The organism is Pseudoalteromonas 'SMAR', assembly GCF_048515945.1.
Taxonomy (GTDB): domain Bacteria; phylum Pseudomonadota; class Gammaproteobacteria; order Enterobacterales; family Alteromonadaceae; genus Pseudoalteromonas.
On record NZ_JBLWMW010000041.1, the window covers coordinates 1 to 14,172 of the forward strand.

The window sequence follows — 14,172 nt, forward strand, 5'->3', positions numbered from 1 at the left end:
CTCGTGACCTCGACCTTGGCAAGGTCGCGCTCTACCAGCTGAGCTAGTGCCGCATTCCATAATTAGCTCATTGTGTTGTCGGTAACTACGCAAGGTCGCGTCTGATACCTATAGCAGCTGAGCTAGTGCCGCATCACATTTTTTAGCTCTGGATTTGTTGGTAACAAGGCAAGGTCGCGTTGATTACCTACTGCAGCTGAGCTAGTGCCGCATCTTAAAAGCCTGAAAACCCCGCAGGGCTTGTCTTCTCAAGCGGGGCAGGATTCTACAAGATAATATTTGCTTTGCAAGTATTTTTTTAGACTTTGAAGAATTTTTCCTGATAAACCTTTAATTCCATAATGGAATCTTTAATGTCATCAAGGGCAAGGTGGGAGCTTTTCTTCTTAATATCGCCTAACAGTTCAGGTTTCCAACGTCGCGCAAGCTCTTTAATGGTACTAACGTCTAAGTTGCGATAATGGAAATACTCTTCCAGCTCTGGCATGTACTTGTTAAGAAAACGACGATCTTGACCAATTGAATTTCCACACATAGGTGAAGCACCAGGTGGTACCCATTCGGTTAGAAAGTCTAATGTCTGCTTAATTGCATCCGCTTCAGTGAACTGACTTGCTTTACAACGTGCAGTAAGTCCAGAGCGACCATGTTGGTTGGTACACCACTCGTCCATGCCATCCAGTAACTCATCGCTTTGATGAATTGCCACAACAGGACCTTCAGCTAGGATATTAAGATCACCATCGGTGATCACCGTCGCGATTTCTAAGATTCTATCTGTTTTTGGTTCTAACCCCGTCATTTCGAGGTCGAGCCAGATCAAATTTGATTCATGAAAAGACATACATTACCTTAGCGGTACTTTCCTTTAGATCCAATGCAATTAGATATATCATATTAGTTTCAACACTCGACCTAAAGCTTTTTTTACCTTGCGCGGCGTTTTATTGATTTATAGCCTAATTTTGAACGCTCTGCACCCCATAGCTTAAACAGATTATAGACATGGCAAAGAAAAAGAAACTCAGTAAGGGCCAATCCCGTAGGATCAGAGCCAATCAACAAAAACGCATCAGCACTGCTAAAAACACGCAAGCACCTGATATTTCATGGCAAAATGATAATCTGGGGCCAGCTGAAGCAGGCGTTGTGATCAGTCGTTTTGGCCAACACGCCGATATTGAGACCCACAGCCAAGAAATATTACGTTGTAATATTCGTCGCACGGTGTCCAGCCTAGTCTGTGGTGACGAAGTACTATTCCGCCGCGCCAAGGTCAGTGAAGGAGACTTAGCAGGCGTAATAGAAGCAGTGCACGAGCGTCGTAGCCAACTTACTCGTCCCGACTTTTATGATGGCGTCAAAGTGGTCGCCGCCAATATCGACCAAATTATTATGGTTTCTGCTGTGGTGCCAGAATTTACCCCGCAGATCATTGACCGATATTTAGTGGCCTGTGAAGATATGGGAATCGAGCCCATTCTACTGCTGAATAAAATCGACTTACTCGACCAAGAAGGCCTAGAGTATGTCGACGATATCTTAGATATTTACCGCGAACTGGGCTATCGCGTGCTGCTTGTGAGTAATGAAACCCAACAAGGCATTGATGAGCTTAAATCTCTCCTTAAAGACAACAACAATATTTTTGTCGGTCAGTCAGGCGTTGGTAAGTCCACCTTAGTCAACACAGTTTTACCGGATGCCGATATCCTCACCAAAGAAGTGTCAGAAAATAGCGGCCTGGGCCAGCACACCACAACCGTCTCGAGACTACACCACCTTCCCTCTGGCGGTAATTTGATTGATAGCCCGGGGATCCGAGAGTTTGGTTTATGGCATTTAGAGGTAGAAAGAGTGACTTGGTGCTTTAAAGAGTTCCGCGAGTTTATTGGTGGCTGTCGCTTTCGAGACTGTAAGCACCTTAACGATCCTGGCTGCCTAATTCGCGAGGCCGTGGAAGAAGGAAAAATCAGCGAACTGCGTTACGACAGTTACCATCGTATTTTAGAATCCATGGCCGATGGCCGAGCAGGTGCGCGCGCCCCTAGAGTCTGATAAAATTTATCTTGCTCATTATTGACGCGCAACACAGTGACTGGAACTTTGCCAGTAACAGAGCTAACCAATTAGGAACGTAAAACCGTGAACTTGGATAAACTTAAAATTGCCATGCAATACGCACTGCCTAAGCATGCAGTATCACGCTTAGTAGGCAAACTCGCTGCAGCCGAAGCTGGTGCCTTAACCACCAAGCTTATTAAGCTGTTTATCAAGCAGTACAACATCGATATGAGCGAAGCGTTGCATGAAGATCCGGCTCACTATAAGAGCTTTAATGAGTTTTTCACGCGGCCGTTAAAACCTGGCATTCGCCCGCTAGCTGAGCAGCAAGACATCATTGCCCACCCAGTAGATGGCGCCATTAGCCAACTAGGTGAAGTGGTTGATGGTCAAATTATTCAAGCAAAAGGCCATGATTACAGCTTACAAACTCTGTTAGGTGGACAAGAAGAAGACGTTACCCCTTATTTAGGTGGTAAGTTTGCCACCATTTATTTAGCACCGAAAGATTATCACCGTATCCACATGCCTATTGATGGTACCTTACGTAAAATGATTTACGTGCCTGGGGATTTATTCTCGGTCAACCCGTTAACGGCTCAAAACGTTCCTAATCTCTTTGCTAGAAACGAGCGAGTGGTCGCCATTTTTGATACCGAAATTGGCCCGTTAGCCATGGTACTCGTGGGTGCTACCATTGTGGCCAGCATTGAAACCGTTTGGGCAGGCACAGTAACGCCACCAGCAGGCAAAAGTGTCTTCACTTGGACTTACCCTAGCAGTGGCGATAATGCCATTTCCCTGAAAAAGGGCGAAGAAATGGGTCGCTTTAAACTCGGCTCGACTGTTATTTTAGCTTGGGGTGCAAATCAAGCAGACTTTTTAGACGGCGAACAACCTGAAACGGTCACACGTATGGGTACGCCGTTTGCAAAAATCCACAATCAGTAACCCCTTTGGCTTGAGTGGTAACGCTCAAGCCACCTTCCACCTTTGCCGTTATTGACCACAGCAAGCACAACTTGCGTCTTTGCTCAGATGAAGCTGACGCTGCTTTAAACTCATACCATCAAAACACATAAATAAACTGCCTTGATGGTGGCCTAATAGCGTATTGATGGCCAACATGGCTTGCTTGGCCCCGATGATCCCAAGTAATGGGCTCAGTACGCCAAAGTTATCACAGTTCTGCGGCGCCGCTGCTGCACCTGAAGGAAAAATACACTCATAACAGGCTGACTCATGGCGAAAGTCAAAGCACATCAACTGACCTTCAGTGGCTATTGCTGCGCCGGCAACCAATATCTTTTTCTGCTCTACACAGTAGCGATTGAGTAAATACCGTGTGGCAAAGTTATCACTGCAATCGAGCACAACATCGGCTTGGTTAAGTAAATCAGCAATATTCTGCTCACTGAGCATAGAAGCCACGGGGTTAAGGGTAATTTCATTATTTAAGCTTGCCAGCACTTTGCTTGCAGCCTGTGTTTTCGCTTGTCCTAAATGATTAATCTTATACAAGATTTGCCGCTGTAAGTTAGACAGCTCAACCTCATCGTCATCAATCAATGTGAGCCTTCCTATGCCACTGGCTGCCAAGTAGAATAAGGCTGGACTACCTAGGCCACCACAACCGACCACGGCCACATGGGCCTGCTTTAACCTCAGCTGACCTTGCTCTCCCACTTCCTTTAAGAGTAAATGGCGGCTGTAGCGTAGCCGCTCTTTATCATTCAACTCAGTCATTATCGGCCATGGCCTGCTTTAATGCCGCAACGGCAAGCTCAGGGTCTTGCGCTTCAGTTATCGCTCTCACCACCGCAATGCTCGATACTCCAGTGGCAGCAACTTCCGCAGCTCGTTCGCAATCTATTCCGCCAATGGCGACGGTGGGGTAACTGGATGCCATCAGCGGCACAAACTGCGATAGCTTCTCTAGCCCTTGGATCTGCCCCGTCATATCTTTAGTGGCAGTAGGATAAATGGCACCAAACGCTAAATAACTGGGGCGATAGTTGTGGGCACGTAACATTTCATAAAAACCATGAGTAGACACACCTAAGCGTAATCCCGCCTCTTGAATAGCAATTAGGTTGGCTTTATCGATGTCTTCTTGACCTAAATGAACGCCATACGCTCCATGCTTAATCGCCAGCTCCCAGTAATCGTTAATAAACACCTTGGCAGCGTATTTTTGCCCCAGGGCAATGGCTGTTTCTATCTCAGCTTCAAGATTGGCTTGTTGTGGATCTTTTATCCTTAACTGCACTGTATCCACCCCTAAGGCCAGGCACTTCTCTACCCAGTCTGCGCTGTCTACCACAGCATAAAGCCCAATTGGTTCATCAATGCTGGCAAAGCCCGCAGCAAAGTTAAACTCCTCAGGCAATGCAAACTCAAGTTCATCCGCCAACCAAGAGCCGGCCTCAATTACTTGCGGGTAATCTTCCAGCGCCACAGGGAAACCAGTATGCACCACAGGCCCAACACCTTCACCATAACGCTCTGCCGCTTTTAGTCCGGCATTGATATACGCTTTGGCCAAAATAAACGCATCTTTAAATGGGTATGATTTGGCCACACACGCAGCCATCACCGACGACAAGCTGCATCCGGTGCCGTGACTGTGTGGAGTTTGAATTTTTTCATTGCCGAGCCAATACTCGTTGTCACCATCCGTGGCATAATCAATACAATAGCCTTTGGGATAGTCCCAGTGCCCGCCTTTAATAACCACCGATTTAGCACCAAACTCACGCAGCTTGGCGGCCGCCTCTTTTACTGCACTGGGACCAATTAAGTACACTCCCGTAAGCAACTGGGTTTCATGGGTGTTCGGCGTAACCACATCCACTAAAGGCAGCAAATGGGTTTTTAGTGCATCTACGGTGTCTTCTTCGGTTAATGAATCGCCGCTGGTTGCAATCGCCACGGGGTCGTAAACAATCACCGGCGGCACAGACCATGTGGCCTTATAATGTGACAGGTGTTCAGCAATCAATTGGATTTGTTGCACATTGGCGAGCATGCCAATTTTAATCACTGCCGCCGGCATATCTTGAGCCAGCGCCATCAGCTGCGACTCAATGACATCCGTTGCTACTGGATTAAGCGCCTCAACACCTAAGCTATTTTGTGCTGTCAACGCGGTTATCACGGTACAGCAATGCACGTTGAAGCTTTGGGTTGCTTTCAGATCCGCTTGGATACCTGCACCACCCCCTGAATCAGAACCCGCAATACTCCATACGATATGAGACAATGGAAACTCCTTAGCATTTATAGGTTAATTATGCTGCCAAAATGGCATCCCCATGGTGGGGGTCGAAGGTGTTGCCACCTCTTTTTCTGGCATCGCTTTGGCCAAATAAGATAAACGTCCAGCGTTAACACTGGCTTTAAAAGCGCCCGCCATAGTAATTGGGCAACCAGCGCCAGCCACCGCTGAGTTCAATAACACCGCATCATAACCGAGTTCAAGCGCCTGGCAAGCATGAGAAGGCAACCCTAAGCCAGCGTCTATGATTAACGTTTGCTGGGGTAAACGTTCACGAATAGTACGCAAGTTATAAGGGTTTAACAGCCCTTTACCTGTGCCAATGGGGGCACCCCATGGCATCAACACTTCACACCCTAGAGCATCTAAACGCTGACATAAGACCAAGTCATCAGTGCAATAAGGCAATACTTTAAAGCCATCTTGCAGTAAAATTTCACTCGCTTGCAATAAGGCGATGGGATCGGGCTGTAAATTGTATTCATCGCCAATAAGCTCCAACTTAATCCAGTCGGTTTCAAATACCTCACGGCACATTTGCGCCAATGTCACCGCCTCTTTAACACTGTGGCAGCCTGCGGTGTTAGGCAATACCCTTAGCCCTAGCTCTTTGATTAACGACCAAAAGTCGTCACCAGCGTGTTGGCTTTGTTGGCGCCGGAGGGAGACCGTGACAATCTCAGCCCCAGATTCCGTGATGGCAGATTGCATCACGTCAGGCGAAGGGTAGAGCGCAGAGCCAATCAGCATGCGGCTGTTAAACTGCTCGCCATAAATGGTGAGCGGCGTGTCAGTACTCACTGACATAACTAGCCTCCTTGAATAGGCGATAATAGCTCAACTTTATCACCATCATTGAGCATGGTGCTGGCAAGCTCGGTACGAGAAACAAAAGTGCCATTAAGTGCCACCGCATAAGGAGGCTGAGCACCTCTGGCGCTAATAAATTCTTCAATGTTTTGCGAGCGATGAAGGTGGATCTCTTCGCCATTTAATTCAACTTTCATAATAACTCCTGTGACAGTGCTTGGCGGACAATTTCCGGTGCCAACAAGTATCCATGACGATATAAACCATTGATACTGATTAGATTCTCCTGCCGTTCAATTTTTGGATGATTATCTTGAAACGCGGGCCGCAGTCCCGCCAACAACGAAACCACGCGCCCTTCAGCAAAACCACGATGCACAGAATACGCGGCAGAAAGCAACTCTAGGGTCGAACGCACGGTAATATCGCCCGAGTCTTGCGACTCAATTTCCGTTGCCCCAATGACAAATTGGTGCTCAGGCTTAGGCGCAATATAAATTGGATACCTAGGGTGCATCAAACGCACTGGGCGGTTCAGACTCACTTCTGGCGCATAAATCCGAGCGACTTCACCACGCACACCTCTGAGTCCTTGGCGCTCATCTTTGGCACCAAGGCCACGACAATCAATCACCCAACCGTAGTCACGCCGTAGCTGTGCGATTTGTTGGCTGTTACAAGGGTGAGAAAAATGGATCTCAACCCCGCTATTTTTCAGCGTCTGGTAACTACTGCGATAAAATGCTTGGTTATCTAATTGCCCTTCACAAGGTAAATATAACCCTTGATGAAAGGTGCCAGATAATTCCGGCTCAAGCGCTGTAATTTGTTGGCTATTGAGAGCTTGAGGCTCATGCCCTTGCAACGGCTTGAGACGCTGGGCAAAGCTGCGAAGATCGCCTTTATCTTGACCGTGAGCCACGATTAACGATCCCTGCTGCTGAAAGAAAACCGGAGTGTCGAGCTGCTGCAACAACGGCGGCCATAAATCCATTGCCCTGAGTCCCGTTTCAGCCAGGTTAGCGCCACACATCACCGACTCGGCGAGTGGCGCCAACATGGCTGCGGCGACACTGCCGGCACTACTTTGCTGTGACTCGGCACTTTGTTCAAAGACACTGAGCCGATAGCGTGGGGCCAACATCAGTGCGGCAATCCGCCCCACTAAGCCAAACCCTAAAATGGCAACCTTTGCTTGCCTCGACATAGCCATTCTCCTTCTCAGTCACAACTTACACTTATTGTTGTGGCTAAGACCACGCCCAGATGTGTAAGTCGTGACTAAGCCACATCAACGTGGCTTGTGTTGGTTAAATTGCTTTGTGGTAAAGCTCAGAACCTGACTTTACAAACTCTTCTGATTTGGCTTGCATTTCAGCTTCGACATCCACCATTTGGATCTCAATTTCTTCCCCCAGTTTGTTGGGATCGATGCCTTTCGCTTCCAAAGCATTGGCATAGTCACGAACGTCTTTGGTAATTTTCATCGAACAGAACTTAGGTCCACACATGGAGCAAAAGTGCGCCACTTTGCCAGACTCTTGCGGCAAGGTTTCATCGTGGTATTCCCGTGCGCGCTGCGGATCTAAACCAAGGTTAAATTGGTCGTGCCAACGGAATTCAAAGCGCGCTTTAGACAAGGCATTATCGCGAACTTGAGCGCCGGGGTGGCCCTTGGCCAAATCGGCGGCATGAGCAGCAATTTTATAGGTGATAAGGCCTTCTTTAACGTCTTCTTTGTTAGGTAAGCCAAGGTGCTCTTTGGGCGTGACATAACACAACATAGCACAGCCATACCAAGCTATTTGCGCTGCGCCAATGCCTGATGTGAAGTGGTCGTAACCCGGTGCAATGTCCGTGGTCAGTGGCCCTAAGGTGTAAAATGGCGCTTCATCACAGTGCTTAAGTTGTTCGTCCATGTTTTCTTTAATTTTGTGCATTGGCACGTGACCTGGACCTTCAATAAACACCTGAACATCGTGTTTCCAAGCAATTTTCGTCAGCTCCCCAAGAGTGCGCAGCTCACTAAATTGGGCTTCATCGTTGGCATCGGCAATCGAGCCCGGACGCAGGCCATCCCCTAAAGAGAAGCAAACGTCGTATTGCTTAAGAATTTCACAGATCTCTTCAAAGTGGGTATAAAGAAAGTTTTCTTTATGGTGAGCCAAACACCATTTCGCCATAATTGAGCCACCACGCGAGACAATGCCAGTCACCCGTTTTGCTGTCATCGGCACATAACGCAGCAATACCCCAGCATGAATAGTAAAGTAATCAATGCCCTGCTCCGCTTGCTCTATTAAGGTATCGCGGAACACTTCCCAAGTCAGATCTTCGGCCACCCCATTCACTTTTTCCAGCGCTTGATAAATGGGCACGGTGCCAACCGGAACAGGTGAGTTACGCACCACCCACTCTCGGGTTTCGTGAATATAACGACCGGTAGATAAATCCATCACAGTATCGGCGCCCCAACGCGTCGACCACACCATTTTTTCCACTTCTTCTTCAATGGAAGAGCTCACCGAGGAGTTACCAATATTGGCGTTTACTTTCACTAAAAAGTTACGGCCAATAATCATGGGTTCGGTTTCTGGGTGGTTAATATTATTAGGTAGTACAGCGCGGCCACGAGCAATTTCATCGCGTACAAATTCAGGGGTAATAAACTCCGGAATGCTGGCACCAAATGACTGTCCCTGGTGTTGCTGTTCTAGTATTTCTTTGCGTAGTTCAGCACGGCCCATGTTTTCACGAATGGCTACATATTCCATTTCTGGGGTGATGATCCCCTGGCGGGCATAATGCATCTGGGTAACGTTTTTCCCAGCTTTTGCTCGGCGGATTTTCGGCAAGTGCTCAAAACGAATGTGATCCAAACCTTCATCGGCCATGCGCTGCTGTGAAAACTGCGATGTAACTGAGTCGAGTAATTCGGTATCGCCTCGCTCTAAAATCCAGCGCTCCCGAAACTTTGCTAAGCCCTTGCGCACATCTATATCGATTTCAGGGTCAGTATAGGGGCCGGAAGTGTCATACACTCGGATTGGATCGTTAGGTTCGAACACCGGCTCTTCTTCTGTGCCGCCCACAAAGGTATCGCTCAGAGTGATTTCACGCATCCCCACGCGCACACCCGTTTGCTGACCTTCGACATAGACTTTATGCGAGCTGGGAAAAGGCTGGCCGGTTAAATTATGGATAAACTCTGCCGCGGCTTCACGCGACTCACGACGACTTAACTTGCTACTTTTATTTGACATGACGTCCCTCTACTTTTCATTAAAAGGTGTCTTGTCAGATCCCACAATGGGAGAGACGAGGAAAATCCTCGGGGGTGGTGGATAACGACTACATCACGTCGTTATAGACAGATATTGTAAGTCTGCTGTCTTGTTCCCTACGCAGGCATTAACCTGATCAGGTCCACGGATCCCGCACAATGCGATCTCAGCCTGAGTAAACATGTTCAAGACATAGCTACTCGAGGCACTCCGACAAGTGTGCTAGCCACCAAAGTGGTGACTAACGCGAATGCAGCTGCTGCTTAGCAACTGCGAAAAACTGTTCTGCTTGTAGTCTACTGCCTTACTGCAACCGTAGCAAGGCTGGAATAGCAAGACTATTTTTTCACTAAGGTAAAGCGTTGGTTGCCGACCAGTATCAGCTGCTCGCCATCCAGTTCTAGCTTTACGCCTGACTCTAACTGTTTGATCAATTGCGACTCGAGCTTGGCGAACTCACCACGACACAGCTTACGAGTCATGCCAATATTGCTGACTTGCAAGGTGCCATCGGTGACTTTGCCTTCGCCAAAAAAGCGGTTACAACCACTGAAGCCGTTGACTTGCAGCGCATCGATAAAACGCACTGTTGCTCCGAGTGATTGCACATTGTTACCGTCTACTTGATACACCTGCCAAGTGGAAAATTTCAGTGTATCCTTGTCTACCTTCCCTGTTGAAAGACATCCTGCGAGCACCAATACGGCTGCAAATAGGGTGATAAATTTCATGGTAAACCATCGTTAAAAAAATCTGCCGGCATTATAACGCTGTCATAGCAAAAAACGGCAGTAAATTTATGTAAAAAACCCCGTTAAGCGAATAATTGGCTTAACGCATCTGGTAAAAAGGGCCTACCACGTTCATTAACTGAGGTACCAGTGATGACAGCATCAAGCATCAGCTTGTCATCAGCACTGCGGATCACTTGCTGCTTAAACGCAAATTTGATTTTGCTTATTCGCTCAAGCTCCACCGTGACATAAAAGTGATCTCCTGGCCCCAGCGAGCCTTTGTAATTCATTTCACTGCGCACCACCACTAAGTTAACTTTCTGCTCCGCTAAGGCGGCGAAATCGATGTGGTTGGCTAATAAAAATTCGTGTCTGGCGTGCTCGAGATAGTTGAAGTAAACACTGTTGTTGACGATCCCTTGTAAATCACACTCGTAGTCTCTTACCTTAAAATCAACTTTAAAAGCCATGTTGTTTCCTTATGATCTAATTTTCAGGGCTAACATATAACACAATTTCACTGTTAACTGGTCTGGCTTTTGCTAAACTGTGCGCAATCAAAAATGGGACAAAGATTAAGCATGAAGTTAAAACTCTCTACCATCACGTTGGCGTTGCTGCCTTTTTTCTCTCACCAAGCCCTTGCCGATGAAACGCTGGAAACCATTGTTGTCACCGGTGATTTTCAAAGTGAAAGCATCCAAACTCTCAGTGCTAGCGCTTCCTTAATGGATGAGCTGACCATTGACAAACGCGGTGCCCAATACTTGGATGAGATTTTAGGCGCTACCGCCAACGTTAACTTTACCGCTGGAGCCTCTCGAGGCCGCTTTTTGCAGATCCGCGGAGTTGGTTTGCGCTCGCAGTTTGTTGATCCTATTTACCCCAGTGTTGGTCTGCTTATTGATGGCATCAATTACTCTGGACTAGGTGGTAGTGCGCTGTTGTTTGATAGTGAATCGGTGTTGGTTTACCGTGGCCCACAAGGCACCAAGTTTGGCTCAGATGCACTGGCTGGCATTGTTGAGGTGAGTACTCAAGCCCCTACTCAAGACCCAAGCTTAAAGCTCAAGCTTGGCGCCGGCAATTATGGCAGCTACGAAGCGGGCATCGCCGCAGGTACTGGCCTGAGCGATAATACCGCAGCTCGCGTTAGCTTATATCAACGTGAATCCGACGGCTATGTCGACAACCTTTACCTTGATCAACCCACACAAACACAAGACGAGCAGGTAGCACGGTTTAAGCTGAACTCACAAGTCAGTGAACACTTAGCACTTAACTTTGCTTATCACCATATTAATACCGACAACGGCTATGATGGCTTTACCCTCGACAATTCACGCAATAGCGTGGCTGACGAGCCTGGTCAAGACAACCTCGAGTCTGACGCCTTTGCTCTGCGCGGGGTATATACTCGCGCTGCGGCATTTGATTTCGAATTTAAGCTCTCTGGCCTACAGGCAGATACGCTTTACAGCTACGACGAAGATTGGGTGTGTAATGATCCCAGCAAGCCACAGCTTTGTGCTGCAGGGCTTCACGAATACGGCTACAGCTCAACAGACGCGTATTTTCGAGATTATGAAAAAGGCAATATAGAACTGTTATTAAAAGATAAGCAAAGTGATTGGGTGGTAGGCTTTTACACCAAGCGTAACGACGTTGACTTAACCCGTGAGTACACTTGGTTAGCCGCCCCTTTTAGCTCTGCTTATTCGGTGCAAAGCGAAGCCATTTTTGGCCAGTACGTACATCACATTTCTGATAAAACCCGTCTTATTACTGGTCTTCGTGCCGAGCAATACGATGCCGACTACCTCGACAGTAACGGTACTAGCATCACCAGTGATGACCTAATGTGGGGCGGTAAGCTGGCACTTGAGTACCAAGTTGTGCCGCGCACCATGATTTATTCTAGCCTGACCCGCGGCTATAAAATTGGTGGTGTAAACGGTGAAGCGCTAGCAAAGGCCCAAGATGAAGGGCTACAAATCGCAACGGAAAATCACTACTTTGACCCGGAATATGTCTGGAATGCGGAGTTTGGTGTTAAAGGCAAATCGACAGACAACCGTCACCTGGTTCGTGTCACCGCATTCTATATGCAGCGTGATGACATTCAGTTAAAACAATGGCAAGTGTCTAATCAGCAGTTTGCAGGCTACATTGATAACGCCAGCGAAGGCAATAACTATGGCCTCGAAGTCGAGGGTAACTTCCAATACACCGAACGCTTAGGGTTAACCTATAGCGCTGGCTACTTGGAAACCGAGATTGAAAACTTTGTCTCAGCTACCGGCGTTAGCCTCGATGGTCGCGATCAGGCCCAAGCACCCACTTATCAATACGCCCTTGCCGTTGATTATGCCTTAACGGATAACCTGGTATTTGAACTCGGCGTTGAAGGCAAAGACAGTTACTACTTGTCAGACAGCCATAATGAGCAAGCGGACAACCACAATTTAATCAATGCCAGTTTAAGTTACTACGGCGACAACTGGTCGGTGATTGCGTGGGGCAGAAACTTAGCCGATAAAGACATTGTGGTAAGAGGGTTTCGATTTGGTAACAACCCACTGGATGGCTACCAGCCGCATACGTATGTGCAATACGGCGAGCCCAGAGTGTATGGTTTAAGCTTTAATTACGAGCTGTGATAAAGACCTTGCACTAGCATGATAAAAAGGGGGAAGTGTTGAACTCATACACTCCCCCTTCACCGCAAATCATTGGTTATGCCAGTTCGTTTAATTAGGTGGTTTATTTGAGGCAAGTAAATTTTGTCGATAACTCCGCTCCTGCCCCCTGTTACCGCCCAAATATCTGCGACTATACCGACAAGGCAAAAACCATGCTAAATGGTGGTTCTAAATAAAAATGTTTAACACCACTCGCGTCAAATTTACTCCCTCAAATTGAGCTGGCATTAATGTCAATTGGTATTCTTACTCCATAGTCGGAGCACTGGAATACACTAACTCCACCAAGTTGTGCATGGTTTTCGACTTTTGTAAAAAGGTCTTTTCCATGTGCGCCAGTTCTTGTAACTCAAATAAGGTTGTTTCAACCAAAGATAACCACCTAGCGGTGGACTCTGGCATGTTTTCGCTGTTTTCTGACGCTTTCTTTAATGCGTCGTAGTATATAGCTAAGTCATTATATTGGCGTAAGTAATCCATATTGCGCTCCAACACATCACTTCATTTACACTATAGTAACAAAAGCTTTGCGTAAAAATCTGCGCAAAAGAAAGTTTTTGTAAGATAAATATTTAAATTTTTGTTTTTGTTGCTCTCCTGCTTTGTCATGCAGCTACAGCTAAACAGTAGCAATAGCTGTTCAAAATCACTGTTCGCCTAAAAAATCATGCAAAGAACATGAAATAGCAACAAAATATTCACTTACACTACTATTACACTTGAAAAAAGATTTTTGTTCGATAAAATCCGCTTACTATTTAGAAACAAAAAAATAACCTAATTGGGTGAGTATAAAATTTAAAGCATAAGCGTGTTCTTGGCTGTTTTTTACACGAGTGTGGCAAAACAAAAGGATTGAATTGGTGGGGAAATTTGATAAGCGCTTTACAGGAGATGACCTGCGCCGTATGCGCAAGGTGGCCGGTAAAACCACAACAGAAATGGCCAAGCTTGTGGGCGTAGAGCGTAGTACCTATGAAAACTATGAAAAAGGCGTTAGCAAATTTCCTTATGAATACTTTGAGATATGGTGTGACTCCTGCGGCATAAACCTCAACCCGCTGCGCGAGCAAATTATCGCCTTGCGCGATAAAATTGACGACGCCAAACTATGGCGCAAATCCCCAACCCCACGCAAAACCAAGTCAGCAAAAAAGGGAAACAGCTGATGTCAGGGCATTACTCTTTACACTCTAAAGTAAAAGAAAAAACAACAGGGTTACAACTTGCGCATTTTTGCAACAGCTTATTTTCAAGCTTGCTGTTAAAGAGTAAAGTAGAGTGGATACTAAACACCGCAA

General features: G+C 46.9%; 14 protein-coding genes and 1 riboswitch. Of the genes, 4 read left to right on the forward strand and 10 right to left on the reverse strand.

Annotation, left to right across the window (positions count from 1 at the left end; translation table 11 throughout):
* Positions 1–298: 298 nt before the first annotated feature.
* Positions 299–844 (reverse strand): oligoribonuclease, encoded by a 546-nt coding sequence (gene orn, locus ACNKW2_RS15400; RefSeq protein ID WP_419149353.1) that lies wholly within the window; start codon positions 842–844, stop codon positions 299–301.
* A 161-nt stretch (positions 845–1,005) separates the two neighbouring features.
* Here orn and rsgA point away from each other — a divergent pair, with 161 nt between their 5' ends.
* Both rsgA and asd read left to right on the forward strand, forming a co-directional pair.
* Complete coding sequence (gene rsgA, locus ACNKW2_RS15405; RefSeq protein ID WP_419149354.1) at positions 1,006–2,058, forward strand: small ribosomal subunit biogenesis GTPase RsgA; 1,053 nt, start codon at positions 1,006–1,008, stop codon at positions 2,056–2,058.
* 87 nt (positions 2,059–2,145) lie between these two features.
* The gene (gene asd, locus ACNKW2_RS15410; protein WP_419149355.1) at positions 2,146–3,015 is read left to right on the forward strand and encodes an archaetidylserine decarboxylase; all 870 of its coding nucleotides are present in this window, start codon (positions 2,146–2,148) and stop codon (positions 3,013–3,015) included.
* 48 nt (positions 3,016–3,063) lie between these two features.
* Here asd and ACNKW2_RS15415 read toward each other — a convergent pair whose 3' ends face one another.
* The 8 genes from ACNKW2_RS15415 to ACNKW2_RS15450 all read right to left on the reverse strand — a co-directional run bounded on the left by ACNKW2_RS15415 (position 3,064) and on the right by ACNKW2_RS15450 (position 10,639).
* The gene (locus ACNKW2_RS15415) at positions 3,064–3,810 is read right to left on the reverse strand and encodes a HesA/MoeB/ThiF family protein (protein WP_419149356.1); all 747 of its coding nucleotides are present in this window, start codon (positions 3,808–3,810) and stop codon (positions 3,064–3,066) included.
* Positions 3,803–5,326 carry a thiamine phosphate synthase gene (gene thiE / locus ACNKW2_RS15420; RefSeq protein ID WP_419149357.1) on the reverse strand — a complete coding sequence of 508 codons (1,524 nt, stop codon included), beginning with the start codon at positions 5,324–5,326 and terminating at the stop codon, positions 3,803–3,805. Before thiE ends, ACNKW2_RS15415 begins: the two co-directional genes overlap by 8 nt.
* A gap of 24 nt (positions 5,327–5,350) precedes the next feature.
* Positions 5,351–6,148: a thiazole synthase gene (locus tag ACNKW2_RS15425; RefSeq protein WP_419149358.1), complete on the reverse strand. Its 798-nt coding sequence runs from the start codon at positions 6,146–6,148 to the stop codon at positions 5,351–5,353.
* Between the two features lie 2 nt (positions 6,149–6,150).
* Positions 6,151–6,348: a sulfur carrier protein ThiS gene (gene thiS / locus ACNKW2_RS15430; RefSeq protein ID WP_336568535.1), complete on the reverse strand. Its 198-nt coding sequence runs from the start codon at positions 6,346–6,348 to the stop codon at positions 6,151–6,153.
* Positions 6,345–7,358: an FAD-dependent oxidoreductase gene (locus ACNKW2_RS15435; RefSeq protein ID WP_419149359.1), complete on the reverse strand. Its 1,014-nt coding sequence runs from the start codon at positions 7,356–7,358 to the stop codon at positions 6,345–6,347. The genes thiS and ACNKW2_RS15435 overlap by 4 nt, the downstream gene beginning before the upstream one ends.
* Positions 7,359–7,461: 103 nt before the next feature.
* Positions 7,462–9,414, reverse strand: coding sequence for a phosphomethylpyrimidine synthase ThiC (gene thiC / locus ACNKW2_RS15440; RefSeq protein WP_419149360.1), 1,953 nt, complete (start codon positions 9,412–9,414; stop codon positions 7,462–7,464).
* 117 nt (positions 9,415–9,531) lie between these two features.
* Positions 9,532–9,658: riboswitch (TPP riboswitch) on the reverse strand.
* Between the two features lie 115 nt (positions 9,659–9,773).
* Positions 9,774–10,166 carry an META domain-containing protein gene (locus tag ACNKW2_RS15445; protein ID WP_419149361.1) on the reverse strand — a complete coding sequence of 131 codons (393 nt, stop codon included), beginning with the start codon at positions 10,164–10,166 and terminating at the stop codon, positions 9,774–9,776.
* Positions 10,167–10,249: 83 nt separating this feature from the next.
* Entirely contained in the window at positions 10,250–10,639 is a 390-nt protein-coding gene (locus ACNKW2_RS15450; protein WP_419149362.1) for an acyl-CoA thioesterase, read from the reverse strand.
* A gap of 111 nt (positions 10,640–10,750) precedes the next feature.
* On the opposite strand from ACNKW2_RS15450, the gene ACNKW2_RS15455 reads away from it, so the two are divergent.
* Complete coding sequence (locus tag ACNKW2_RS15455) at positions 10,751–12,829, forward strand: TonB-dependent receptor (protein ID WP_419149363.1); 2,079 nt, start codon at positions 10,751–10,753, stop codon at positions 12,827–12,829.
* 288 nt (positions 12,830–13,117) lie between these two features.
* Here the strand turns inward: ACNKW2_RS15455 and ACNKW2_RS15460 are convergent, their stop codons facing one another.
* Entirely contained in the window at positions 13,118–13,351 is a 234-nt protein-coding gene (locus ACNKW2_RS15460; RefSeq protein ID WP_419149364.1) for a hypothetical protein, read from the reverse strand.
* Between the two features lie 383 nt (positions 13,352–13,734).
* Between ACNKW2_RS15460 and ACNKW2_RS15465 the strand changes: the two genes are divergently transcribed.
* Positions 13,735–14,040, forward strand: coding sequence for a helix-turn-helix domain-containing protein (locus ACNKW2_RS15465; protein WP_419149365.1), 306 nt, complete (start codon positions 13,735–13,737; stop codon positions 14,038–14,040).
* The last annotated feature ends 132 nt before the right edge of the window (positions 14,041–14,172 follow it).

Excerpts from the sequence above, each read along its gene's own strand:
- orn (WP_419149353.1), bottom strand. The coding sequence starts at position 844 with ATGTCTTTTCATGAATCAAATTTGATCTGGCTCGACCTCGAAATGACG.
- rsgA (WP_419149354.1), top strand. The coding sequence starts at position 1,006 with ATGGCAAAGAAAAAGAAACTCAGTAAGGGCCAATCCCGTAGGATCAGA.
- ACNKW2_RS15415 (WP_419149356.1), bottom strand. The coding sequence starts at position 3,810 with ATGACTGAGTTGAATGATAAAGAGCGGCTACGCTACAGCCGCCATTTA.
- ACNKW2_RS15425 (WP_419149358.1), bottom strand. The coding sequence starts at position 6,148 with ATGTCAGTGAGTACTGACACGCCGCTCACCATTTATGGCGAGCAGTTT.
- thiS (WP_336568535.1), bottom strand. The coding sequence starts at position 6,348 with ATGAAAGTTGAATTAAATGGCGAAGAGATCCACCTTCATCGCTCGCAA.
- ACNKW2_RS15435 (WP_419149359.1), bottom strand. The coding sequence starts at position 7,358 with ATGTCGAGGCAAGCAAAGGTTGCCATTTTAGGGTTTGGCTTAGTGGGG.
- thiC (WP_419149360.1), bottom strand. The coding sequence starts at position 9,414 with ATGTCAAATAAAAGTAGCAAGTTAAGTCGTCGTGAGTCGCGTGAAGCC.
- ACNKW2_RS15445 (WP_419149361.1), bottom strand. The coding sequence starts at position 10,166 with ATGAAATTTATCACCCTATTTGCAGCCGTATTGGTGCTCGCAGGATGT.
- ACNKW2_RS15450 (WP_419149362.1), bottom strand. The coding sequence starts at position 10,639 with ATGGCTTTTAAAGTTGATTTTAAGGTAAGAGACTACGAGTGTGATTTA.
- ACNKW2_RS15455 (WP_419149363.1), top strand. The coding sequence starts at position 10,751 with ATGAAGTTAAAACTCTCTACCATCACGTTGGCGTTGCTGCCTTTTTTC.
- ACNKW2_RS15460 (WP_419149364.1), bottom strand. The coding sequence starts at position 13,351 with ATGGATTACTTACGCCAATATAATGACTTAGCTATATACTACGACGCA.